This window comes from Streptomyces sp. NPDC021020 (assembly GCF_044333285.1).
In the GTDB taxonomy this organism is placed as follows: domain Bacteria; phylum Actinomycetota; class Actinomycetes; order Streptomycetales; family Streptomycetaceae; genus Actinacidiphila.
The window spans coordinates 686,938-712,580 of sequence record NZ_JBIRQQ010000003.1 but is presented as its reverse complement, the minus strand read 5'-3'; the positions used below and the strand labels follow the sequence as shown (position 1 = coordinate 712,580).

Annotated in this window: 12 protein-coding genes; 7 read left to right on the top strand and 5 right to left on the bottom strand. The window is 73.3% G+C overall.

Going from position 1 to position 25,643, the window contains the following annotated elements; genetic code table 11:
* The first annotated feature begins 116 nt into the window (after window positions 1–116).
* Complete coding sequence (locus ACH4SL_RS11530; protein ID WP_398443832.1) at window positions 117–1,265, top strand: aminotransferase class I/II-fold pyridoxal phosphate-dependent enzyme; 1,149 nt, start codon at window positions 117–119, stop codon at window positions 1,263–1,265.
* Here the strand turns inward: ACH4SL_RS11530 and ACH4SL_RS11525 are convergent.
* The 5 genes from ACH4SL_RS11525 to vioD all read right to left on the bottom strand — a co-directional run bounded on the left by ACH4SL_RS11525 (window position 1,156) and on the right by vioD (window position 10,451).
* Window positions 1,156–2,070: a thioesterase II family protein gene (locus tag ACH4SL_RS11525; RefSeq protein WP_398443830.1), complete on the bottom strand. Its 915-nt coding sequence runs from the start codon at window positions 2,068–2,070 to the stop codon at window positions 1,156–1,158. The genes ACH4SL_RS11530 and ACH4SL_RS11525 overlap by 110 nt on opposite strands.
* A gap of 52 nt (window positions 2,071–2,122) precedes the next feature.
* The gene (locus ACH4SL_RS11520; RefSeq protein ID WP_398443828.1) at window positions 2,123–3,379 is read right to left on the bottom strand and encodes a cytochrome P450; all 1,257 of its coding nucleotides are present in this window, start codon (window positions 3,377–3,379) and stop codon (window positions 2,123–2,125) included.
* Complete coding sequence (locus ACH4SL_RS11515; RefSeq protein WP_398443825.1) at window positions 3,342–4,433, bottom strand: MupA/Atu3671 family FMN-dependent luciferase-like monooxygenase; 1,092 nt, start codon at window positions 4,431–4,433, stop codon at window positions 3,342–3,344. Before ACH4SL_RS11515 ends, ACH4SL_RS11520 begins: the two co-directional genes overlap by 38 nt.
* Window positions 4,434–4,441: 8 nt before the next feature.
* The gene (locus ACH4SL_RS11510) at window positions 4,442–9,127 is read right to left on the bottom strand and encodes an amino acid adenylation domain-containing protein (protein ID WP_398443823.1); all 4,686 of its coding nucleotides are present in this window, start codon (window positions 9,125–9,127) and stop codon (window positions 4,442–4,444) included.
* Window positions 9,128–9,323: 196 nt separating this feature from the next.
* Window positions 9,324–10,451, bottom strand: coding sequence for a capreomycidine synthase (gene vioD, locus ACH4SL_RS11505; protein WP_398443821.1), 1,128 nt, complete (start codon window positions 10,449–10,451; stop codon window positions 9,324–9,326).
* Between the two features lie 122 nt (window positions 10,452–10,573).
* Here vioD and ACH4SL_RS11500 point away from each other — a divergent pair, with 122 nt between their 5' ends.
* From ACH4SL_RS11500 to ACH4SL_RS11475, 6 genes are read left to right on the top strand one after another with little or no spacing between them, the layout of a single operon-like run.
* Window positions 10,574–10,786: an MbtH family protein gene (locus ACH4SL_RS11500; protein ID WP_398443819.1), complete on the top strand. Its 213-nt coding sequence runs from the start codon at window positions 10,574–10,576 to the stop codon at window positions 10,784–10,786.
* The gene (locus ACH4SL_RS11495) at window positions 10,783–14,487 is read left to right on the top strand and encodes a condensation domain-containing protein (RefSeq protein WP_398443817.1); all 3,705 of its coding nucleotides are present in this window, start codon (window positions 10,783–10,785) and stop codon (window positions 14,485–14,487) included. Before ACH4SL_RS11500 ends, ACH4SL_RS11495 begins: the two co-directional genes overlap by 4 nt.
* Window positions 14,484–20,309 carry an amino acid adenylation domain-containing protein gene (locus ACH4SL_RS11490; protein ID WP_398443815.1) on the top strand — a complete coding sequence of 1,942 codons (5,826 nt, stop codon included), beginning with the start codon at window positions 14,484–14,486 and terminating at the stop codon, window positions 20,307–20,309. The genes ACH4SL_RS11495 and ACH4SL_RS11490 overlap by 4 nt, the downstream gene beginning before the upstream one ends.
* 19 nt (window positions 20,310–20,328) lie before the next feature.
* Entirely contained in the window at window positions 20,329–21,708 is a 1,380-nt protein-coding gene (locus tag ACH4SL_RS11485; protein ID WP_398443811.1) for an MFS transporter, read from the top strand.
* Window positions 21,705–24,224, top strand: a complete 2,520-nt coding sequence (locus ACH4SL_RS11480; RefSeq protein ID WP_398443809.1) for an amino acid adenylation domain-containing protein — start codon at window positions 21,705–21,707, stop codon at window positions 24,222–24,224. The genes ACH4SL_RS11485 and ACH4SL_RS11480 overlap by 4 nt, the downstream gene beginning before the upstream one ends.
* Window positions 24,221–25,492, top strand: a complete 1,272-nt coding sequence (locus ACH4SL_RS11475; RefSeq protein WP_398443807.1) for a cytochrome P450 — start codon at window positions 24,221–24,223, stop codon at window positions 25,490–25,492. Before ACH4SL_RS11480 ends, ACH4SL_RS11475 begins: the two co-directional genes overlap by 4 nt.
* Window positions 25,493–25,643 lie beyond the last annotated feature (151 nt).

Sequence of the window (25,643 nt, the reverse complement as noted above, 5' to 3'; positions counted from 1 at the left end):
GCCCGGGCGCATAGCGTTCGCACCGACCGGCGCCCGGCCCCCGACGCTCCCCCGGGGGCCGGTCCGGCCCCAGCTCCGAGGCGTCCACCCGAGACGCACGCGACAGAGGGAACCACATGATCACAGAGCTCGCGAACCTGACCGCGATGGAGGTCGACGCCCTCACCGACATCGACGGTGGTCTCAACCTCACCGACGGGCACGCCCGGCTCCCGCTCTCCGCGGAGCAGGCCGCGATCGTCGCGCGGATCCCCGCCATGTTCACCGAGGCATCCCGCCGGGCGTTCCCGGACATCGAACGCGAGGCACACGCGGCGTTCCTCCGAGCGGTCGGGCAGCACACCGCCCCGATCGGCACGGGCCGCATCCTCAGCTGCTACTCCTCGACGCTGGCGACCGACATCGTGGCCCGCGCCCTGCCGACCGGTACGACGATCGCGGTACTGCACCCGACGTTCGACAACATCGCCGACCTCTTCACCACACGCGGCCTGTCGCTGACACCGCTGTCCGAGGCCCAACTGCTGGAGCAGGACTGGCCCGGCCCGCCGGTCGGCGCGATCGTCGTGACCCACCCGAACAACCCGACGGGCCTGGTCACCCCCGAGGGCCATCTCCGTTCGCTCGCCGAGCACGCGGCGCGGCACGGCCAGACGGTCGTCATCGACGCCAGCTTCCGCGGCCAGGTCCTCGCCGCCCAGTACGACACGTACGCGGTCCTGGAAACCGCCGGCGCCGACTGGATCGTCATCGAGGACACCGGCAAGCTGTGGCCGACCCACGAGCTCAAGATCGGGCTGCTGGCCTACAGCGCACGGACGGGGCTGCCGATCGACCGGGCGTTCTCGGAGTCGCTGCTCGCCGCCTCACCGGTGGTCCTGCAGCTGATCACGGCGCTGGCGCAGGACTGGGAGAACGGCGGCCGGGTACGCGCCGCCGCCGCCGTGGAGCGCAACCGGGCGGCGGTGCGGGAGGCCGTCGAAGGGGCCGGCCTGCACCTGGCCGACCCGGACTCGCAGATCAGCGTCGCCCGGGTCGAACTCCCCGCCGACGGTCCCGACTCCTCCCTGCTGTACAAGGACCTGGTCACCCGCGGCGTCCATGTCCTGCCCTGCGCGCCTTTCCACTGGGCGGACCCGGAGAGCGGTCAGCGGTTCATCCGCCTGTCGCTGGCGCGGCCGTCCGAGGTCGTCCGGACGGGAGCGCGGAAGCTGGCGGAGTCCTACCGCCGGCTGTCGGCGCAGCCGGTCGTGCCGACCGGTTGAGACCGGTGTCCGCCGTGGTCCGGGACTGCTGACGCACCAGGTCCCGGACCACGGCCCGGATCACGGCGCGTTCGGTGTCGGGGCTGTGGAAGTGGCCGCCCGCGACGTCGTCGAGCTCGAATCGGGCCGTGGTCTCGAGCGCCCACCCGCGCACCCGCTCCGGCGGGTCGGTGAGGTCGTCCACGCCGGCGAACGCGTGGATCGGGATGTCCAGCGGGACCTCGGGGCGGAAGCGGTGGGACGCGAGCAGGTCCAGATCGGCTCGCAGTGTCGGCAGCAGGGCTTCGACCAGCTCCGGTTCGGCCAGGACCTCCTCCGGGGTGCCGCCCATCTCCCGCAGGTAGCCGGCCAGGTCGTCCAGGTGGCGGTCCCAGCCGAAGGTGCCGTCGTCGTGGCAGGGCGCGCTGTTGGAGGCGACGAACAGCATGCGCGGCACAGGCAGCGCGCGCTCGCGCAGGGCGTGGGCCAGCGTCCACGCGACCCGCGCGCCCATGCTCGCGCCGTAGAACGCGAAGGGTCGGTCGAGCAGCGGACCGACCCTCTCGACGAGCCGGTCGACCAACGGCGGCATCCGGTCGAACGCCGCCTCGCCGAACCGGTCCGCGCGGCCCGGCAGTTGGACGGCGATCAGCGCGACCGACGCGGGCAGCTCCTGGGGCCAGCGCCGGAACGCCGCCGCGGCCCCGCCGGCGTGGTGGAAGCACAGCAGCCTGATGTCGGGGGACGACTCGGGGCGGCCGAAGCGCTTGAACCACCGGCGCTCGGCGTCGGCGGCCGGTCCGCCGTGATCGTTGAACGAGTTCACGCGCATCGACTCCTCGTCTGGCGGTCCCGCCGGCAAGCCGGCGGGACCGGTGTCACGCATCCGTGGTCCCGGCCCGCGGGCGGTGGGTCACCGCGCACGGCAGGGAGGCGAAGCCGCGCTGGTGCGGCGAGTGGATCCGCCGGGCGTTGGCGGTGTCGATCTCGTAGCCGGAGACCAGCGCGCCGACCTCCTCCAGTCCGATCCGCATCACGAGCAGGGCCAGCGCGGACCCGATGCAGTGGTGCGGCCCGTGGCCGAAGCTGATCATCCGGCTGCCGCTGTCGCGGTCCAGGTCGAAACGGTCCGGGTCGCCGAAGACCCGGTGGTCCCGGTTCGCGGACGCGGGCAGGATCACGATGCGCGCGCCGGCGGGAAGCGCGGTGCCGTGGATGACGGTGTCCGCCACGAGGGTGCGCGCCGTCATCTGACTCGCCGAGTCGTAGCGCAGCGTCTCCCGCGACCAGTCCGCGGCGCGTCCGTTCAGCCCCGCCCGCTGGACGTCGGGGAGGCGCGCGCCGTGGTGCCACGCGTTGCCGAGCGTCTTTCCGGTGGACTCGTTGCCGGCGGTGATCATCAGGAACAGGAACCCGACGACCTCCGCGTCGCTCAGCTTCTCGCCGTTGACCTCCGCCCGGATCATCACCGACGTCAGGTCCTCCTGAGGGCTCCGGCGCAGGTCCTGCACCAGGTCGACGAAGTACTCGGCCATCCGCAGGGCCGCGGCCACCGAGTCCGGGCCCCGGTCGTCCGAGCCGTCCCCGCGCTGGTTCAGCTGATCGGCGTCGGCACGGATCTGGTCCCAGTCGGCGGCCGGCACTCCGAGCATCTCGCAGGTCACGTCGTTGGGCAGGCCGGCGGCGAAGTCGGCCGCGAAGTCGAATCTCGGCTGGTCCCGCAGCGGCACGAGCCGTTCGCGGGCCAGCTGCCGGATCCGCGGCTCCAGTGCGGCCACCCGGCCGGGTGTGAAGGCCGACGACACCACGCCGCGGTAGGCGCCGTGCTGGGGCGGGTCCATGGCGAGGAACAGGCTGGTCTGCACCGCGCGCGGTCCCCACAGCTCGGACTCCAGCGATATCCCGTTGACGTTGGAGAACCGGCGCGGGTCGCGGAGCGCCGCCTTGACGTCGGCGTGGCGGGACAGCGCCCAGAAGTCGCGGCTCTCGTTGCGGTAGAGCGGCGCGTGCTCACGCATCCAGGCGTAGAAGGGATACGGATCGTCGTGGACCCGGTAGTCGAACGGATCGTAGCCGCGCGCGGCCACCTCGTCCTCGTCACGTCCGTCCCGGACGGTCGGGCTGTCCGTACTCATCGCCACTCCAGTCCTCGCCGTTGATCCTGTCACGCAGCTCCGCGATGTACCGCAAAGACCCGAGGACGACGTCGTGCGGCAGACCGAAGTCGATGAGGCACGCGATCTCGTCCACACCGCACGCGCGCAGCCGTTCCGCGATCTCGACGCCGTCGTCCACGGTGCCGAACAAGCCGCTGCTGGTGAAGTAGCGGTTGAACGCGTGCGAGACGAGGAATTCCTTGTCGCGCTCCGGCAACCGGTTCACGTCGACGCCCGGCGGCAGGACCGCGGACGATCCCTTGACGATCAGGTCGACGGAACTGCGCAGGTAGTCGCACATCGGCTTGCGGACCTGCTCGCGGATCCGCTCACGATCGGTCCCGAGCATCGTGTGGATCATGAGCGCCACATGGCCGCGCGCGTCGCCGCCGTGGACCCGCGTCAGCTCGTCCCGGTAGGCCCGGACCGTCCGCGTCAGAGCCTCGTGGTCCTGGCCCAGCAGGTGGGTCAGCAGCCCGGCGTCGAGCCGCCCGGCGGTCCGGGCCGTCTCGGGCGAGCCGGCGCTGGTGATCCACACCGGCAGCTCGGGCTGGACCGGGGCCGGGTGGACGCGGACCGACTGCTTGTCGCCGACCCCGTCGACGAACTCGACCGCCTCCCCGCGCCAGAGCCGCCGGACCGTCCCGACCGCGTCCGCCATGGCGTTCTTGCGGTCCGCGAAGTTCTCCGGCTTCAGCACGAAGTCCACCCCGTGCCAGCCGGAGGCGAACGAGACGCCGACCCGGCCTCCCGACAGGTTGTCGACGACCGACCACTCCTCGGCGATACGCACCGGGTGGTGCAGCGGCGCGACGACGCTGCCCGCCCGGACGGCCACCCGCTCGGTCACCGCGGCGACGGCCGCGCCGACCACCGCGGGGTTCGGATACAGGCCGCCGAACGGATGGAAGTGCCGCTCGGGTGTCCACACCGCGGTCAGGCCGTGCGTGTCCGCGAACCGGGCGCTCTCCAGCAGCAGCCGGTACCCGTCGGCGTCGCCGCCGTCGGCGAAGAAGAAGAGACTGACGTCCATCCGCACCCCTACAGCCGGCCGAGCAGTACGTCGAGCTGTGCCTGGTCCACGTTGGCGAGCGGGAAGTCGGACGGGGTGTGCACGGCCCCGGTCCGCCCGCGCAGCCCGATCAGCGCACGCAGCTCGGCGAGGTACCCGTCGACCACGTGCTCCACGGTCTGCCGCCGGTGCCGGCTCTCGCTGTAGCACCATTCGACGACCAGTCCGGTGTCGGAGACGGACACCCGCACCTCCATCGGGTAGGGGCGAAGCCGGCTCGGGCCCACGTCCGCGCCGAACCCCTCCCTCAGCACCGTGACACCGCCCGGTGCGGGTGGCTCCGTCCCGCCGGAGTACCGGAAGGACACTCCGGCCGCCGTGTCCGGCAGCGGATCGGCACCCTGGCGCAGCAGCAGCCAGCCGATCCCCCCGGACGGCACGGCGCGCAGCGCCTCCTTCACCGTCTTCAGCACCGCCTCCGGCGCGGCGTCCGGCTCGCAGCCCAGCGCGACGGGGTGCGCGAAGGCGAACCGGCCGACCGTCCTGGACAGGTCCACGTCCTCGAACACCGGCTCGCGACCGGGCCGCTCGACGTCGACGACATGCGGGCCGCCACCGGCCCAGGCGGTCAGCGTCCGGGCGAGCGCGGCCAGGAGCAGTTCCTCGGGACGGACGTTGAGCGCGCCCGGCAGGGTTCGCAGCAGCTCGGCGGTCTCCGCGGCGTCCAGCGACCCCGTCACCGACCGGGTGGTCGCCACCGTGTCGGCGCCCGGTTCCACCGGGCTGTCGACCGGCAGCTCGCGGCTCCGCACCGCGGCCAGTTCCGCCCAGTACCCACGTTCCGGAAGCACCGCTTCCGTGGTGGCACGGGCCGTGAGCCGGCGGATCCACGACTGCCACGACGTCGTCTTCGCCGGCAGCGCGGCGTCCGGCCGGCCGATGACGGTACCCAGGTCGTCGAGGAGGACCCGCAGGGACGCGCGGTCCGCCACCAGCGCGTGCGCGACGAGCGCGAGCCGGTCCGGCCGCCGCCCGCCGAGCCGGAACAGCACGACCCGGACCGCCGGGCCGACGGCCAGGTCGAGGCCGCCCTGCACGTCGCGCGCGAGCTGCGCCATCCGCCGGTCCTGCCCGGCGTCGTCGAGGTCCGACAGGTCGTACGCCTGGAACGGCGTCATGTCGCCGCGCGGCGCGATCCGCACCCGGGTCCCGGCGCCGGCCAGGAGGATCCGCTGGCGCAGCCCGTCGTGGTGGACCAGCAGCTGCTCCACCGCCTCGGCGAGCGCTTCCGGGGCGACCGGCTCGCGCAGCTCCGCGAGGAGGGAGGTGTTCCAGTGGTGCGGGTTCTCGCCACCCGCGACGCAGAACTCCCGCTGCGTCGGGGCCAGCGGCACCGGACCGGACACGTCGCCCTGTTCCGCGTCGACGGCCGGTCCCGCGGTGGCCACCTCTGCCAGGGCGGCGACCGTCGGATGCGCGAACACGTCGAACGGCGTGAGGTGCAGGCCCGCTTCCTGGGCTCGGGCGATGGTCTGGATCGCCAGGATCGAGTCGCCCCCGATCTCGAAGAAGTTGTCGTGCACGCCGACCTGGGCGATGCCGACGACACCGGCCACGATCTCGGCGAGCGTCCGCTGCACGGAGGTCTCGGGGGCCGCGTACTCCACTCCCGCGTCCGGCCGGGTGCCGTCCGGCGCGGGCAGCCGGTCGCGGTCGACCTTGCCGTGGGCGTTGAGCGGGAGCGTGTCGAGCTCGACGAACGCGGACGGCGTCATGTAGCCCGGAAGCTCGTGTTCGAGGAAGCGGCGCAGCTCGGCGATGTCCACCGGCGCGCCCGGGCGCGGGACGACGTAGGCCACCAGCCGCCGGTCGCCGGGCACCGGTTCGTACGCGGTCACCACCGACTCGGTGACCTGGGCGTGCCTGCTGAGCACCGACTCGATCTCCATCGGCTCGACGCGGTACCCCCGGATCTTGATCTGGGTGTCCGCCCGCGAGATGAACTCCAGGTTCCCGTCAGGTCGCCTCCGGACGATGTCGCCGGTCCGGTACAGCCGCCCGCCCGGCCGCCCCGGATCGGGATCGGCGAGGAAGCGCAGCGCTGTCAGACCGGACCGGCCGAGATAGCCGCGGGCCAGGCTGCCGCCGCCGATGTACAGCTCGCCGGCGGCGCCGCGCGGCACCGGCCGCAGCCGGTGGTCGAGGACGCGGAGGTCCGCGGACGGCAGCGGGGTGCCGATCGGCAGGTTGGGCCAGTCGGTCTCCGGGTCCAGCGGGTCGAGGCGGAAGAAGGTCGACGTGACGGTGGTCTCCGTCAGGCCGTAGCAGTGCAGCAGCGGCACGCCCTGGCGGCGCCACGCCACCAGCCGTTCGGGCAGGACCCGCTCCCCGCCGATGACGACCAGCCGGAGGCAGTCCGGGAGCGTCCTGCCGAGGCGGTCGAGCTCTCGGACCCACTCGTGCCAGAACGCGGTCGGCAGCTCGATCACGGTCAGCCGCTCGCGGCCGATCAGTTCGGCCAGGTCGTCCCCGCCGCCGAGCAGCGGCCGGGCCGGGACGACCACGCAGCCTCCGACCAGCCAGGTCGGGAACAGCTCCTCGGCCAGCACGTCGAAGCCGGGCGACGCGAACTGCAGGAACCGGTCGCCGGAACCGAGCCCGAGCCGGTCGGCCACGTCCCGGGCGAACGTCGCCAGGGAGTGGTGCTCGATCACCGCGCCCTTCGGCCGCCCGGTCGATCCGGACGTGTAGACCACGTAGGCCGGCGCGTTCGGGTCCGGCGCGTCCAGCGGGGCGACGGCCTGGTCCCCGTGCGCGGTCATGGACGGATCGTCCAGCAGCACCGTCGGGTAGGCGGACGCCCACTCGCCGGCCGGCCGCTCCTGCGTGATCAGCACCTCGACGCCCGCGTCGGCGAGCATGAACGCGATCCGCTCGGCGGGGTAGTCGGGATCCAGGGGGACGTAGGCGCCGCCCGCCTTGAGTACGCCGAGGACGGCCACCGCCAGGGACGGCGACCGGTCCAGGAGGATACCGACGCGCGTTTCCGCACCGACGCCCCGGGACCGCAGACGGCGGGCCAGCCGGTCGGATTCCCGGTCGAGGTCGCCGTAGCTGGTCGGGACGCCGTCCCGGAGGACCGCGGGGGCGTGCGGGGCGATGGCGACCCGGCGCCGGAACGCCTCGACGAACCCGCCCGCGGACGCGGCGGCCGCCGGGGCCGCGGCCCGGGGCGCCTCGTCCGCCGGGTCGACGGCGAGCTCCACCTGCCCGACGGGGGTGTCGGGTGCCGCGCAGATCTGTTCGAGTATCCGGAGGCACTGGTCGGCGAGCCGGACGACGGTGACGGCGTCGAACATCTCGGTCATGTAGATCCACCGCAGCCGCAGCGTGTCGCCGTGGGGTTCGGCCTCCAGCGTGAGCGGCGTCATCGCGAGGACGGACGTCACGGGCTCGGCGCTGATACGCAGGCCGGGCACCTCCAGCGTGCTGGGAGGCGTCTGGACGCCGATCCACAGGTCCATCAGCGACGCCGGCGTGACCTCGGGCCCGAGGTCGAGCTGCGCCAGCACGTGGTCGAACGGCAGGTCCTCGTGGTCGTAGGCGGTGAACGCGGTGTCCCGTGCCTGCCGTACGACCTCGCGGAGGGTCTGGCTGTCCGCCGGCCGCATCCGCATCGGGAGCGCGCCGACGAAGCAGCCGATGAGCCGGTCGAGCTCCGGCCGGTTCCGGCCGGAGCGGATCTCGCCGATGACCACGTCGTCCTGCCCGAGATAGCGGTAGAGCAGCACGGAGCAGGCCGCGATCAGCACCACGCCGAGCGACGCCTTCTCGTCGTCGAGGAATCCGCGCACGGCGGCGCTGAGTTCCGCCGACAGATCCGCCGTGTGCACGGCGCCGGCAAACGTCGGCTCGGCCGGATAGGGCCGGTCGTTCGGCAGCGCGAGGCCCCCGGGCACACCCGCCAGCGTGCTCCGCCAGTGCTCCAGCTCGGCGGCCGTCCGGTCCCGCTCGATCCCGCGCTGCCAGGCGGCGTAGTCGCCGTACTGGACCGCCGGCGGCGGCAGAGCGGGCGTGGTCTGCGCGGAGGTGTCCGCGCCTGCCCGGTGGAGTGCGTACAGCCCGGCGAACTCCTGGATCAGGATGGCCACCGACACGAGGTCGGCGGCGGCGTGGTCGGTCGTGATCAGCACCACGTGCGTCTCGGCGGCCATGCGCAGCAGGGACACCCGCAGGCGCTGCGTCTGCGCCGGGTCGAAGGAGCCCGCCACTTCGGCCGCCCAGCGCCGGCGCACCTCTTCCTGCTGCCGCTCGGCCGGGAGCGCCGACAGATCGACGACCGGGGTCGGCACGGGAGCCGTCGGATGCACCACCTGCACCCAGGCGCCGTCCTCGGCCCGCTCGACCGTGGTCCGCAGCACCTCGTGCCGCTCCACGACCTCGGTGAGGACGCGCCCGACCAGGGCCAGGTCGATCTCGCCCTCGACGCGGAAGGCGCCGGGAATGTTGTTCGCGGAGGTCTCGGACTGGAACTGCGAGAACATCCACTCCCGCAACTGCTGGACGGCGGTCGGGACGGGCCGGGAGCGGTCGCGGGGCCCGATCCGCTCCGGTGCGGCCCCGCCCCGCGCCGCCGCCCGCTCGGCGAGCCGCCGCTCCAGCAGCCTCCGCTTTTCCGGCGGCAGTGCTGCGATCCGTCCCTGCAGGTCGGTCATCCCCGGTGTCCTCTCGCGTCACGTCCTCGACGGCTGGTTTCCAGGGCTGCCGCGGCGGGCCGGATCCGGCGACGCCACGTCGCCCTCGATCCGTCGTCGATCCCGTCCGCGGCCGCCGGCAACGCTAATCGGCTCGCGGCGCGCGGCAATGTCACGCGAAGGCGGGACGGGCGGCCCGCGCGGCGGGCGGCCGTGGTCACGTCCGCCCCGCGTCTTCGCGCAGCACCTGGTCCAGCCGGTCCAGGCCCGCGGTCAGCTCTTCCGCCGTGCCCCCGAAGCCGAGCCGGGCATAGGACCGGTAGGCCTCCCCGAAGCAGCTGCCGGGCACCAGCAGGACCTTGTGCTCCTCGGCCAGACGGCGGCACGTCCGCTCCATGTCCGGTTGGCCGGGGAATTCCACGAAGGCGGCCACGCCGCCGGCCGGCGGCGTGAACCGTGCCAGCTCCGGCCGCTCCGCGACCCAGTCGATCAGCAGCTGCCGGTTGTGCCGGGCGTGGTCCCGCTGGAGGGCGACGATCCGGTCCGCGTGGCGGACGGCCTGTTCCGCGAAGAACTCCAGGACCGGCGAGACGTACAGCGCGATGTAGTCGCGCAGCAACGCCATCCGGGCCAGCAGCCCGGGCGGGGCCGTGCACCAGCCGACCCGCAGACCGGCCAGGCCGTAGCTCTTGGAGAACGTGCCGAACACGATCGACCTGTCGTACGCCGGCCAGGGGATCGGCAGCGGGTCCGCGGCGTAGGTGAGTTCCCCGAACGCGTGGTCCCAGACCAGCCAGGAACCCGCTTCGGCCGCGATCGCGATCAGCTCCCGCTGCTGGGCCGCCGTGATCGACGTACCGGTGGGGTTGTGGGGGAAGTTCACCACGATCATCCGCGGCCGGGTCGCCGCCAGCCGGCGCAGCTCCGCCAGGTCGGCGGCGAACCCGTGGTCCGGATCGAGTCGCCACCGGGTGACCCGGCAGCCGCGCCACGCCGCGATGTCGTGCAGCTGCTGGTAGGCCGGGTCGAGCACCACGACCTCGTCGCCGGGTTCGAGTGCGAGGTGCATGACCAGATAGATCGCCTCGCTGGAGCCGTGAGTGACCATCATCCGGTCGACGTCGCCGCCGGTCCACCGGTCGGCGAGAGCCGACCGCAGCCCGGGGCCGCCGTAGCTCTCGCTGTCGTGGAAGATCATCGTTTCCAGTTGCCCGAGCTCGAATCCGCACACCGCACGGAACTCCGCCATCGTCAGGTCCCTGACACCGCTGCTGCCGATGTCGTGGTCGACCTTGTGGTAGTAGTCGCGCATCCATGCCTCGAGCGCGGCGACGGCAATGTCCATGCCGGTCACGCTAGGCGGTCGGCCGTCCACGGGAGGCGTCCCCAGAAGCCGGGACCGGCTTGCCCGATGTCCTCGTTTCATGTGACGCCTCGACGGACGCGGGGCTGGCTAGCGTCGGCCCCATGAACCCGTTCGATGATCCCGACGGAACGTTCCTCGTCCTCGTCAACGACGAGGACCAGCATTCGCTGTGGCTGGAGACACTGGCGGTCCCGGCAGGGTGGACCGTGGCCCACGGGCCCGCCGGGCGGCAGGACTGCCTGGACTACGTCGAGGCGAACTGGACCGACATCCGGCCCCGCAGCGCCCGCCGTGACCACCTCGCGCGCTCGTGAGCGAGCCGCCCGACGGAAGGACGGCAGACCTCGAACGGACGCGGGCCGAGATCGCGGCGCTGAAGCGGCAACTGGCCGAGAAGCGGGCGGAGAGGGAGCGGCGGACGCAGTCGCGCCGTATCGTCCGTGTCCCGCGCGAGGGCGCGATGGTGTGCACCCACCAGCAGGAGAGCGCCTGGTTCAGCTACCGGCTGGACCCCTCGTCGTCGTCGGGCCACATCCCGTTCGTCCTGCGGCTGCGCGGTGATCTGGACGTTCCGGCCCTGGAGCGGTCGCTGCACGCCCTGGTCGTCCGTCACGAAGCCCTGCGGACCAGGTTCGTCGAACACGACGGCCGACCCCGCCAGATCGTCGACCCGCCCCCGGACACCACCCGGCTGCCCGTCATCGACCTCCCCACCGCAGACACCGACCAAGCACACGCCGACCAGTGGGCCGCCCACCACATCCACCGGCCCCTGAACCTGGCCACCGGACCGGTGTTCCGCGCGGCACTGGCCCGCACCGCGGCCGACGAGCACATCCTCGCCCTGGTCGTCCACCACATCGTCGCCGACGGCTGGTCGGTGCGCATTCTGGCGGGCGAACTGTCCCAGCTGTATCTCGCGTACACGTCCGGGGCCGAGCCGCGGCTCCCCGACCTCCTCGTGCAGCCGGCCGACCACGCCGCCTGGCAGCGCGGCCGACTCGACGGCCCGGAGCTGGAGCGCCAACTCGACCACTGGCGCGACCGCCTCGCGAACCTGCCGACCGTCGACCTCCCGGCCGACCGGCCCCGCCCGGCACAGCCCACCGGCGCGGGCGCCGACGTGCACCGGCAGCTCCCCGCCGGCCTCGTCGCCGACGCCCGGGCCCATGTCCGGGCCCACCGCGGGTCCTTCCTGGCCCTGATGCAGGCGGCACTGCTCGTCGTGCTCCACCGCTACACCGGCGAGACCGACCTTCCGCTCGGATCGATCTTCTCCGGCCGCGACCGGGCCGAGATCGAACCTGTCGTCGGATCCTTCGTCAACGCGGCCGTCCTCCGCACCGACCTCGGCGGCCGGCCCACGTTCGCCGAGCTCGTCGACCGCTGCCACGCCACCGTCCTCGACGCCGCGTCCCGGCAGGACGTCCCCTTCGGCCTCGTCGTCGACGCGCTCAAGCCCGAGCGCGTCGCCGGCCGCAACCCGCTGTTCCAGATCTGCCTCACCCTGCAGGCGACCGGGACCGCGATCGACGGTCCGGCTCTCGGCGACGTCAGCGCCGAGCCACTCGCCGCCGTCGGCAGCGAGGCGCGCTTCGACCTCGGTGTCGTGGTGACGGAGAGCACCGACGGCACCGTGGACGTGGCCGTGGAATACGCCACGGAGCTGTTCGACGCCGACCGCGTCGAGCGGTTCCTCGACCACTTCGTCCACGCCCTCGCCCGCGGACTCGCCGCGCCCGGCGAAGTCGCCACCGACATCGAGGTCATGTCGGCCGACGAGCGGTCCCGCGTACTGCACGGCACCGGGGGGTACGTCCTGGACGCCCTGCTGCGCCCGGTGCCGGTCGGCGTCCCGGGCGAGCTGTTCCTCGCCGGCGACGGCCTGGCCGACGGCTGTCATGGCCGGCCGGGCCTGACCGCCCGGCGGTTCCTCGCCGACCCGCACGCGGATCGGCCGGGCCGGCGCCTTCACGCGACCGGCGACCTCGCCCGGTGGCGGCCCGACGGCACCGTGGAGCACCTCGGCCGCATCGACCGCCAGTTCAAGCTGCTCGGCGAGCGCGTCGACCCCGGTGCGATCGAGCGCGCGCTGTGCCGCAACCCCGACGTCCGCGCGTGCGCCGTGGTCCTCCGCGACGGCCGTCTCGTCGCCTACGTCGTCGGCGACGCGGATCCGGCCGCCGTCAAAACAGGCCTCGCCGACGTCCTGCCGGCCCGCCTGATCCCGACCGGGTGGGTCGCCGTACCCGAGCTGCCGGTCACGGCCGAAGGCGAGCCGGACACCGACCGCCTGCCGGATCCGCCGGCACCAGCCGTTGCCTACGTCGCGCCCCGTACCGACACCGAACGCCGGCTGGCGGCCACGTGGCAGGAGCTCCTGAACGTCGAGCGGGTCGGCGTGGGCGACGACTTCTTCCGGCTCGGCGCCAACTCTCTCCAGGGCATCCAGCTCGCCGTGCGCATCCTCGCCGACTTCGCCGTCGACCTCGACCCCCGCGAGCTGTTCAGCATCTCCGGCCTGGAACAACTCGCCGCGCTGGTGGACGGGACCGACACCGTCGCGGCCGTCGAACCGATCGTGCCGGTGCCGAGGGACACGCCGGTGGTGTGCACATACCAGCAGGAGGGCCTGTGGTTCGAGCACAAGGCCGACCCCGACTCCGTCGTCTACCACATCGGCTTCGGCATCCGGCTGCGCGGTGATCTGGACGTTCCGGCCCTGGAGCGGTCGCTGCACGCCCTGGTCGTCCGTCACGAAGCCCTGCGGACCAGGTTCGTCGAACACGACGGCCGACCCCGCCAGATCGTCGACCCGCCCCCGGACACCACCCGGCTGCCCGTCATCGACCTCCCCGCCGCAGACACCGACCAAGCAGACGCCGGCCAGTGGGCCGCCCACCACATCCGCCAACCCCTGGACCTGGCCACCGGACCGGTGTTCCGCGCGGCACTGGCCCGCACCGCGGCAGACGAGCACATCCTCGCCCTGGTCGTCCACCACATCGTGGCCGACGGCTGGTCGGGCGCGGTCCTCGCCGGCGAGCTCTCGACCCTCTACGCCGCCGCGGCCGACGGTGTCGGCGCCGCGGGGATCCACGCCGTCCTGCCGCCGTTGGCCGTACAGCCCGCGGACCACGCCGTCTGGCAACGCGAACAGCTGGCCGGCGAGAACCTGGAGCGGCACCTCGGCTACTGGCGCGACCGCCTCGCGAACCTGCCGACCGTCGACTTCCCGACCGACCGGCCCCGCCCGGCACGGCCCACCGGCGCGGGCACCACGCTGGGACGGCACCTGCCCGACGCCCTGACGGCCGACGCGCGGGCCTACGCCCTGGACAACCACGTCTCGTTTCTCGCCGTCCTGCACGCCGCGCTCCTCACCGTGCTGAACCGCTACACCGGGCAGGACGACCTGGCGATCGGCTCGGTGTTCTCCGGGCGCACCCGCCGGGATCTCGAACCGCTCGTCGGCTACTTCGTCAACGCGGTCGTCCTGCGCACCGATGCCGGCGACGGGACCAGTTTCGCCGAGCTGGTGCGCCGCTGCCACGGCGCCGTCATGGACGCGGGCACCCACCAGGACGTCCCCTTCAGCCTCGTCGTCGACGCGCTCAAGCCCGACCGCGGCGCCGGCCGCAACCCGCTGTTCGGGATCGCCCTCTCCCTGCAGCCGTCCCGCGGCGCCGGTGAGGAACTGCGGCTGGGCAGCGTCATCGCCGAACCGGTCGACATCGATTCCGGCTTCGCCCGGTTCGACATCGACGTCAACGTCGACGACACCGCCGACGGGCGGCTGTACGTGTCCGTCGAGTTCTCCACGGAGCTGTTCGACACCGACCGCATCGAGCGCCTGGTCGACCACTTCACCGCGGCGCTCGCCGGGGGCCTGTCCGCGCCGCAAACGGCCGCCGCCGACATCGAGATCATGTCGCCGGCCGAACGGGACCAGGTGCTGCACGCCTGGAACCCGACGCCGTCGCGCCCCGCGGCGCTGCCGGAGCGTGCGGTGTGAGCGCCGTCACCGATCCCGTGCCCCCGACGGAGCTGCTGCACCAGGCAGCCGCCGGGCATGATCCCCGGCGGGTGGCGATCCGCTACCACGGCCGCTCTGTCGAGGAACTGACCTACGGGGACCTGGACCGGCGGTCCAACCAGCTGGCCGCCGCACTCCGCCGGAACGGAATCCGCACCGGCGACATCGTGGCGCTGCTGCTCGACCGCGGCCCCGGTCTCCTCACCGCGCAACTCGCGGTGATGAAGGCCGGCGCCGCCTGGACGGTGCTCGACCCGCAGCTGCCGGCCGCCCGGACGGCCTTCCAGACGGCCGACTGCGGCACGCCGCTGGTCCTCACCGCCGACGACCTCGCCGAGCGGGTCCCGGGGGGAAGGCCGCACTGGAATCTGGACGACCCGGCCGTCCGGCGGCGGATCGCCTCCGAGCCGGACACCGAGGTCGCGGCCGACGTGTCGCCCGACGATGCCGCCTACCTGCTCTACACGTCCGGCTCCACCGGAGTTCCCAAAGGCGTCCTGGTATCCCACCGCTCCGTCGTCGCCTACTGCCGGAACGCGGTGGAGATGTTCGGTACGACGCCGGCCGACCGGGTCGCCCAGGTGGCGAACCCGGCGTTCGACATGAGTGTCTTCGACTGCCATGCCACCCTGCTCGCCGGCGCGACCATCGTCAGCGCCCCGAGCGCGACGATCACCGACCCGGAGGCCCTCACCGCGCTGCTGCGCGACGCACAGGTCTCCCTCGCGGCCGTTCCGCCGGCGCTCCTGGCCCTGCTCGACCCCGGGCGTCTGGCCGACAGCGCGCTGCGCGCGCTGGACATCGGTGGCGAGGCGCTCGGCGCCGACCTGGTCGGGCGATGGTCCCGGCCGGGCCTGGCCCTGCACAACGCGTACGGCCCCACCGAGACGACGGTCGTCTGCACCGACTACCTGTTCCCCCCGGTGCCGCTGCCCGGGAAGCCGCCGATCGGCACACCTCTGCCCGGGCACCGGGCCTATGTGCTGGACAAGCGGCTCCGGCCGGTGCCGATCGGTGTGGCCGGCCAGCTGTACGTGTCGGGCGCCGGCGTCGCCCACGGCTACCTCAACCGCCCGGCGCTGACCGCGCGGAGCTTCCTTCCCGACCCCTACGGCGGCGGGCGGGGAGAGCGCATGTACGCCACCGGCGACCTGGCGCGCCGGCGGTCCGACGGCGTGCTGGAGTACCTCGGCCGCATCGACCGGCAGGTCAAGCTCCGCGGGCAGCGCATCGAACTCGGCGAGATCGAGAACGCGCTCCTGCGGCACCCGGGCGTCCGCCAGTGCGCGGTCGTGCTCCGCGACGACGCGTACCTGGCCGCCTACGTCGTCGGGGAGGCCGGCCCGGGCGAGATCCGGCGCCACCTCGGCGAGCTGCTGCCCCCGTACATGATCCCCGGCGCCTGCGTCGAGCTGCCCGAACTGCCGTTGACCCCGAACGGCAAGGTCGACACCGCGCGCCTGCCCGAACCCGGCCGGCCGGGGGCGGAGTACCGCGAGCCCCGGACCGACACCGAGCGCTGGCTCGCCGGCGTCTGGCGGGAACTGCTCGGCGCCGAACGCGTGGGAGCCGGCGACGACTTCCTCGACCTCGGCGGTACCTCGCTGCTCGCGACCCGGCTCGCGGCCCGGATCCGCGAACGGCTGAACGTCGAACTCACACCCCGCGACCTGTTCGCCGCCCCTGTCCTCGACCGACTTGCAGCCCATCTCGACGCCGTGCGCGCCGAGACGGAGGGAGTCCCCGTGCCCCCCACCGGACCCGACGACGAGATCGGCGAGGACCTCGACGACGAGATCGCCGCGCTGGAACGGCTACTGAAGGCCAAGCGCGCCCACCGGGCCGCGAAGCGGCAGATCGTGCCGGTGCCGCGGGACCGGCCGCTGGTCTGCAGCTACCAGCAGGAAGGACTGTGGTTCGAGCACCAGGTGGACCCCGCGTCGGCGGCCTACCACATCCCGGCCGCGCTGCGGTTGCGCGGGCAGCTGGACGTGGCCGTACTCGAACGGGCCCTGCACGCGCTGGTCGTGCGGCACGAGGCGCTGCGCACCCGCTTCGTCGCGGACGGCGGGGTGCCCCGGCAGGTGATCGACCCGGCACCGGCCGGCCTGTCGCTGCCCGTGGCCGAGGTCTCCGAGGAAGGTCTGGAACGGTGGGTCGCCGACGAGACCGGCCGGCCCATGGACCTGGCGGCCGGGCCGCTGTTCCGGGCCCGCCTGGGCCGGATCGCCCCGGACGAGCACGTGCTCGTCCTCGTGGTGCACCACATCGTCGCCGACGGCTGGTCCGTCGGCATCCTCGCCGACGACCTGACCCGGCTGTTCGCCGCCGAGTCCGGCCTCGCCGGGGCGCGCCTGCCGGAACTCCCGGTGCAGCCCGCCGACCACACGGTCTGGCAGCGCGCCCGGCTCGACGACGGCGAACGGGAGAACCAGCTGAACCACTGGCGCGACCGGCTCGCCGACCTGCCGACGGTGGACTTCCCGGCCGACCGGCCCCGTCCGGCCCACCCGACCGGTGCCGGGGCGAGCGTGGGCCGGAGGCTGCCCGCCGGCCTCTCCGACGAGGCACGCCGGTACGCCCGCGCGAACCGGGTGTCCTTCCTCGCCGTGCTGCAGGCCGCCCTGCTGACGGTGCTGCACCGCTACACCGGGCAGGACGACCTGCCGATCGGCTCGGTGTTCTCCGGGCGCACCCGTACCGAGGCCGAGGCGATGGTCGGCTACTTCGTCAACGCCCTGGTCCTGCGCACCCGGCTGGACGGGGACCCGAGCTTCGCGGAGGCCGTCCGCCGCTGCCACGACACGGTCCTGGACGCCTCCGCACGCCAGGACTTCCCGCTCGGGCTGCTGGTCGACGCCCTGCAGCCGGAACGGATCGCGGGGCGCAACGCGCTGTTCCAGATCAGCCTGACGTACCAGCCGGCGGCGCGGGGCGAGGGGGAACTCGCCCTCGGCAAGCTCACCGCCGAGGAGATCGACATCGAATCGCGGTACGCGCGCTTCGACATCGCGATCGAGGTGTCGGACGCGCCCGACGGACGGCTCCAGGTGTCCGCGGAGTATTCCACGGAACTCTTCGACGCCGACCGCATCGAGCGGCTGATCGACCACTACGCCGCCGCTCTCGCGACCGGGCTCGCCGCGCCGGACACCGCCGTGGGCGACCTGGACGTCCTGTCCGCGGCGGAACGGGACCGGGTGCTGCACGCCTGGAACCCGCCCCCGACGCCCGAGGCCCCGGGCCTGCTCCACGAGGTGAGCGCCGGTCACCCGGCCGACCGTGTGGCGATCGGCTTCGAAGGCGTCGAAGTGACCTACGGGGAGCTGGAGGCGCGGGGCAACCGGCTGGCCCGTGCCCTGGGCTCCGCCGGGATCGGTCCCGGTCATGTCGTCGGCGTCCTGCTCGAACGCGGGCCGGACCTGCCGGTGGCCCAGCTGGCCGTGATGAAAGCGGGTGCCGCCTGGACCATTCTCGACCCCCAGCTCCCCGCGAACCGCCTGGCGTTCCAGACCGCTGACGCGGGCGCCTCGATCGTGCTGACCAGCACCGACCTGACCGCTCTGCTCCCTGCCGGAAGCCCGTACTGGCAGCTGGACGACCCCGGATGCCGCGCCCGGATCGACGCCGAGGCGGACACCCCGCCGGAGACCGCCGTACGGCCCGACGACCCCGCGTACCTGCTCTACACGTCCGGCTCCACCGGCAACCCGAAGGGCGTCCTGGTCTCCCACCGGTCTGCCCACGCCTACTGCGTCACCGCGGTGCGGCAGTTCACCGTCACGCCGGCCGACCGTGTCGCCCAGGTCTCCAACCCCGCCTTCGACGCCAGCATCTTCGACTGCTTCGCCGGCCTGCTCGCCGGCGCCACGCTCGTCGGCATCCCCCGCGAGACCGTCGCCGACCCGCGAGCGCTGACCGCGCTCCTCCGGCGGGAACGGGTCACGCTCGCCTACCTCCCCCCGGCCATCCTCGCCCTGCTCGATCCGGCCGAGTTGGCCGACAGCGCGCTGCGCGGCGGCTTCAGCGCCGGAGAGGCGCTCCCCGTCGACCAGGTCCACCGGTGGACCCGTCCGGGTTTCGCACTGCACAACTGCTACGGCCCCACGGAGACCACGGTCGTCGTCACCGACTACCGGTGTCCCGAAGAGCCCCGGAACGGCTCCACACCGATCGGCACCCCCCTGGCCAACCACCGCGCGTACATTCTCGACGGCGGCCTGCGGCCTATGCCGGTCGGCGTGCCCGGGCAGCTGTTCGTCGCGGGCACGGGCGTCGCGTACGGCTACCTGAACCTGTCGGCTCTGACCGCGCAGCGGTTCCTGCCGGATCCGTACGCGCCCGGCCCCGGGGAACGCATGTACGCCACCGGCGACCTGGCCCGCTGGCGGTCCGACGGCACCCTGGAATACCTCGGACGCCTCGACCGGCAGATCAAGCTCCGCGGCCAGCGGGTCGAACTCGGCGAGATCGAGACCGTCCTGGCCCAGCACCCCGGCGTCCGCCAGAGCGCGGTCGTCCTGCACGGCACCCGCCTCGCCGGATACGTCGTCGGCGACGCGGACCTCGACGAGCTGCGGACGCATCTGGCCGACCGGCTCGCCCCGTACATGCTCCCGACCACCCTGCTGGTGCTGCCGGAACTGCCGTTGACCCCCAACGGCAAGCTGGACACCGACCGGCTGCCGGTCCCCGACGCGACCGCGCAGTACCTGGCGCCGCGCACCGGCACCGAACGCTGGCTCGCCTCCGCCTGGCAGGACGTGCTCGACGTCGGGCCGGTCGGCGTCCACGACAACTTCTTCGACCTCGGCGGCAACTCGCTGCACAGCACCCAGCTCACGGCCCGGGTCCGCGAGTACCTGGACGTCGAGCTGCCGTCCCAGGTCCTGTTCACCGACCCCACCCTGGAACGGTTCGCCGCCCGCATCGACCAGATCCTGGACGGTGAGGACACGCCGGTCGTCACCGATGTCGTCGTCCTGCGGCCCGACGGCACGCGACCGCCGCTGTTCCTGGTGCACGCGTCCACCGGTACGGCCGCGCCCTACGCCCGGCTGGCACCGATGCTCGGCGACGACCAGCCGGTGTACGCCATCGAGGATCCGGGGCTGCGCGGCGCCGAGGCGGCCGACAGCGTGCCGGAACGGGCCCGTCAGTACGTGGACCTGATCCGGCAGGTGCGTCCGGACGGTCCGTACCGGCTCGGAGGCTGGTCGTTCGGCGGAGCCGTCGCGTTCGAGATGGCGCGGCAGCTCACCGAGGCGGGGGCCGCGGTCGACACCGTCGTCCTGGTGGACGCCCAACTGGAGCCCGGCGACGACCCGGTCGCCCCGAGCGAACAGGTGCTGCTGTCCATGTTCGCGCGCGATTCGGCCGGGTCCTTCGACGCCTTCGACGCGCCGCTGCCGGACTTCACGGGCGAGGAGTACCAGGGGCTGGACGGCGCCGACCTGGAGAACCTGGCGCTGGAGGTCCTGGACAAGGCGGGCCTGCTGCCCGGTGCGCTGCCGCACGAGCACCGCACGCGGATGCGGGTGTTCAACAGCAACGCCCGGGCGCTCCTCACCTACCGCTACCACGCCGCCCGGTACGCGGGCCGCGTGGTGCTGATCAGCCAGGAAGCGGCCCCGGACGAGACGCTGTGGTCCCCGCTGTGCTCCCGCCTCGAACGGCGGAGGTCGGCCGGCAACCACTACACGATGATGCGCCCGCCGCACCTGGCCGCGCTCGGCGCGACCGTGCGCGAGGTCCTCGCCGGGCCGATTCCGGCGGCGTCCGCGGACGCCCGTCTCGACTGACGCCCAGGAGGCAGGGATCATGGCAGCGTCCGAAGCCGGGCTCCGCACGTTCGCGGTCCTGTGGGCCGGGCAGTTCGTCTCCGTGGCCGGAACGGCGCTGTCCTCGTTCGCGCTGGGCGTCTACGCCTACCACCGGTCCGGCTCGGTCACCGTGCTCGCGCTGATCTACGCGCTGTCCTCCCTCCCGATGATCCTGGTCTCCCCGTTCACCGGTCCGCTCGTGGACCGGTGGGGGGCCCGGCGGTCGCTGACGGTCGGCAACCTCTGCTCGGCCGCGGTCATGCTCGCCCTCGCGGTCCTGCTGATCACCCACACCTTCGCCACCTGGCACATCTTCGTCGCCGTCGTCTGCCTCTCGGCGATCGGCGGGCTGGAATCCCCCGCCTTCCAGACATCGGTGCCCCTGCTGGTACCGAAGGAGCAGCTGGGAAGGGCCAACGGGATGCGGATGGCGGCCACGGCCACCAGCCAGGTGCTGGCGCCGGTCGCGGCCGGAGCGCTGCTGCTCGCCATCGGCATCGGCGGCATCCTCCTGATGGACTTCGTGTCCTACGGCGCGGCTCTGATCTCCCTCGCGGTGGTCCGGATCCCGCACGCCGAGGGCGGGCCGCCGCCCGCCCGCGGGGCGTCGTCCCTGCTGGCCGACTTCCGCCGGGCGTGGCGGTACGTCGCCGACCGGCCCGGCCTCCTGGCCCTGATGGTCTTCCTGGGCGCCTTCAACTTCTGCGCCGGATTCGTCGACCTGCTGATCACCCCGCTCGTCCTCGCCTTCGCGTCGTCCGACGCGCTGGGTGCGGTGATGACCGTCGGCGGGACCGGGATGGTCGCCGCGAGCCTGGCGATGAGCGCGTGGGGCGGACCGCGCCGCCGGATCGACGGCGTCCTGGGGTTCTCGTTCGTGATCGGGGCGGCGACCGTCATCGGATCCCTGCGGCCGAACGTCCCGCTGATCGCCGCGAGCGCGTTCGTCCTCCTCGGCTCTCTGGCCGTCGTCGTGGGCTGCAACCAGACCATCTGGCAGAGCAAGGTGGAGCCGCGGATGCTCGGGCGCGTCATGGCGCTGCTGAACATGGTCTCCTCCGCGCCCCAGCTGCTCTCCTACGCCGTGGCCGGCGTGGCCGTCGACCACGTCTTCCAGCCGCTGGTGGGCCGCGACCGGGTCCGCTCGCCCACGGTGGCCGCGCTCGTCGGCCACGGCCCGGGCCGCGGCGTCGCGCTGCTGCTGACGGTCATGGGCGTCCTCGTCGTCGCCGTCGCGGCCGCCGCCTACAGCCACCCGCGTCTGCGCCGTCTGGAGACGGAAATCCCGGACGCGACGGAACAGGAGCCCCTCGTGCCTGACGATCCCCCGCCCGTACCCACACCCACACCCTCCGTGAGCGCAGAGACGACACCATGACCAATGTGTGGAACGCAGAGGCCCCCGTCGAGGACGATGCGGACGACTGGAGGCGCCGACCCGGCGACCCGCCCGCGCTCGACCTGCCCACCGACCTCCCCCGGGGGTCCGGCACCCCCGGCCCGGCCGTGCACACGGCGCCGCTGCGACTCGGCCCGGGAACAGCCGCGCTGCTCGCGGACCTGGCGCGTGCCGAGCACACGACGCCGTTCGTGGTCGCGCTCGCCGGCTACCAGGTCTTCCTGGCGCACCTGACCGGGCAACGCGACATCGTGGTGGGGGCGGTCCCGCCCGGAGGCACCGGGGGCCGGGAGCCGCTGCGCGTCGTGCTCGACGGCGCACCCACGTTCCGCGAAGCCGTCCGCCGGTCGCGGCAGGCGGTGCGGGAGGCGACCGGTCCGGTCGGCCGAACGCCGGCCGGGCCGTGCGCGGCCGGGACGCCGTCGCCGTTCCAGGTGTCGTTCCACTACGGAGCGGCCGGCCCCCACCTCGACCGAGCCCCCTGCGCCCTCGCCGATCTCGGCACGGTGCTCCACGAGGAGGACGGCGAGCCGGCCGGGTGGATCGAGTGCCGGGCCGACCTGTTCCTCGAATCGACCGCCGTCCGGCTGGCGGCGATGCTGCGGCACCTTCTGGGCCAGGTGGCCGAGGCACCGGACGTACCGGTCTTCGCGCTGTCGGTGCTTCCCCCGGACGAACGCGAGCGGATCCTGCACGGGCTCCACCCCTACGAGCGGCCCGCGATCGGCTACACGACGATGGCCCAGCCGTTCGAGGAGCAGGTCCGCCGCACCCCGGACGCCGTCGCGCTGATCGGCGACACGGGCAGCCTGACGTACGCGCAGCTCAACGCGCGGGCCAACCGGCTGGCCCGGGCCCTGCGCGCGGCCGGGGCACGGCCGGGCGCGTTCGTCGCGGTGAGCATGGAGCGCAGCCTGGACCTCATGGTGGCCCTGTTCGCGGTGGCGAAGAGCGGCGCGGCCTACGTACCGATCGACCCGGACCTGCCGGACGCCCGGACGGCGTTCATGCTCGACGACTCCGAGCCGGTCGCCGTCCTCGTGGACGGGCGCACCCGGCACCGCGTGCCCGCCGGGCCGTGGCTCGTGCTCGCGGTCGACGAGGACTTCCTCCAGTGGGCGGGCCAATCGGCCCGCGACCTTCCCGACGAGCCCGGCAACCACCTCATCCACATGCTGTACACCTCGGGGACCACCGGGCGGCCCAAGGCGGTCGCCTATCCGGTCGACGGCGCGCTCGCGGACATCTTCTGGCTGCAGCGCAACTACCCCTACCGGCCGGGTGACACGGCGATCCTCAAGACGTCGTACGGCTTCGACGTGTCGATCTGGGAGATCTTCTGGCCGCTCTACCACGGCAGCCGGATCGCGATCTGCCCGCCGGGGGCGCACCGGGACCCGGCACGGCTCCGCGATCTCGTGGACCAGTACCAGGTGACGGCCATGTTCATGGTTCCGTCGATGATGCAGCCGTTCTACGACCGGACGAAGCCGGGCAGCTGCCCCTCGCTGCGGTGGGTGTTCTGCGGGGGCGAGCCGGTGACGCCCCGGGTCCGCGACGGCTTCCACGAGCGGTTCGGCGCCGCCCTCGTCAACTGCTGCGGCCCGACCGAACTCGGCTGCGTGGCCGAGACGGTGCTGCCGGCCGAACCGGACGCGCCGGTGGTGATCGGTCTCCCGCCGACGCACCGCCGGGTCTACCTGCTCGACGAGCGGCTGGAGCCGGTGCCGATCGGCGTGCCCGGCGAGCTGTTCGTCGGCGGCGAGGTCGGCATCGCCCAGAGCTACCACCGCCGGCCGGGTCTGACGGCCGAGCGGTTCCTCGCCGACCCGAACGGCCTGCCCGGCGGCCGTATGTACCGCACCGGCGACCTCTGCCGGTATCGCGCCGACGGCGTCCTGGAGCACCTCGGGCGCATCGGCCGGCAGGTCAAGATCCGCGGGATGCGCGTCGAACTCGCCGAGATCGAGGCCGTCTTCGCCGAGCACGAGGACGTCGCCCGATGCGTCGTCACCCTGGTCCCCGGCCATGACGGCGAGATCGCCGCCTTCGTGGCGCCGGCGGAGGGGCACTCGATCACGGTGCGGGATCTGGTCGCCCACGCCGGACGGCTGCTCCCCGCGCACATGGTGCCGCCGACGGTCCTGGCGGTGGAGCGGATCCCGGTGTTCGTCAACGAGAAGACCGACGTCGGCGCGCTGCTCGGGCTGCTGCGCCAGGCGGCCGGGACCGCACCCGTGGTCGAGCCGCGCAACGCGATCGAGGCGAAGGTGGCTGCCGTCTACGCCGACGTGCTGGGGCGGCGATCGGTCAGTGTCACCGAGGGGTTCTTCGCCCTCGGCGGGCACTCCCTGCTGGCCTTCTCGGTCATCGAGGCCTGCGGGGAGGCCTTCGGCCTGGAGCTCTCGGCCAAGGACCTGCTGTCCGCCTTGTCGGCCCGCGAGTTCGCCGGGCTGATCGCGGGTCGGATCGCGGACGGGGGCGGGGCGACGTGACGGCGGCGGCTGCGGCGGACCCCGACGACGTGCTGGCCGACGTCCTGCGCGTCGACCTGGCCGACGAGAGGCTCTACGCGGGCGAGCGCCCGGAACGGATCTGGCGCACCTTGCGGGCCGCCGGGACCCCGGTGCGCATGGCCGGCACGCGCGAGCACTGGGCGGTCACCCGCTACGGACAGATCCGCGAGGTCCTTCAGCACGGCGACCTGCTCTCCTCACAGAAAGGCATGCGGCTGGGCGAGAAGGCGACGGACGGACGGGCCGGCGAGGTCGCCGGCGGCAGGTCGATGCTGGTGAGCGACGATCCGGCGCACGCCGGGATGCGCAAGGCCCTCGAATCGGCGTTCACCCCGCGGACGATCAGGCGGCTCGCGGACGGAACAGCGGCGCTGGCCCGACGGCTGGTGGCCGAGGCCGCCGCGCAGGGCCCGTGCGACTTCGTCGCGACGGTGGCCGTGCCGCTGCTCACCGAGGTGGCCTGCGACCTGGTCGGGGTGCCGGCAAGCGACCGGCAGCACGTCGCCGCCCTGACGAACACCGCGTTCAGCGGATCGGGATACAGCACCTCGACCGACCAGATCGCGGCCCACGTGGAACTCCTCGAATACTGTGCCCACCTGATCGCCGAGAAGCGCCGTGTCCCGGGTGACGACGTGGCGACGCTCCTGGCCCGGGCCCAGTTGGCCGGGCGGCCGTTCCCGCGTGATGTGGCGATCATGAACTGCCACGACATCATCCTCGGCGGCAACGCCTCCGCGCGCTTCATCCTGACATCGCTCCCGATGACGCTGATCGGGCATCGCGCGTTCTGGTCGGAACTCCGCTCCGGCACCGCGGACCTCGACGTGGCGACGGAAGAACTGCTGCGTTTCGAGGCGCCGGTCAACCATCTGATGCGGACGCTGCTGGGCGACCTGGAGATCGGCGGCGTGCGGATGCGGCGCGGCGAACTCGTCACCCTGTGGCTCCGGTCGGGGAACCGCGACGCGGACGCGTTCGACGAACCGGAGACGCTGCGTGCGTCCGGACACCGCCGCGCCCATCTCGCCTTCGGCCACGGGGCGCACCACTGCATCGCCGCCTACCTGGCGCGGCTGGAGATCCGGTCGCTGGTCCGCGCCCTCGCCGAGGAGGTCGGCGACGCCGAACTGAGCGGAGTCCCGCAGCGGATGGAGTCCAATTTCCTGCGCGGCTACCGGACCGTACCGGTCAGTCTCCGGCCGCGCACCGTGGCGGCCGGCGGGCGGCGTCGCCGGTTTACCTGACGCCACCGCGGGCGCCGCCGCGTCTAGGGTCGATCCGGGATCACGGGCAGCGAGAGCGCCGGATGCGCTGCCGGAGCACCCGCCGACATGAGGAGTTCGACCGATGGATCTCAGGGTGCGCGGGACGGCCCGTGCGACCGTGCCGGGAACG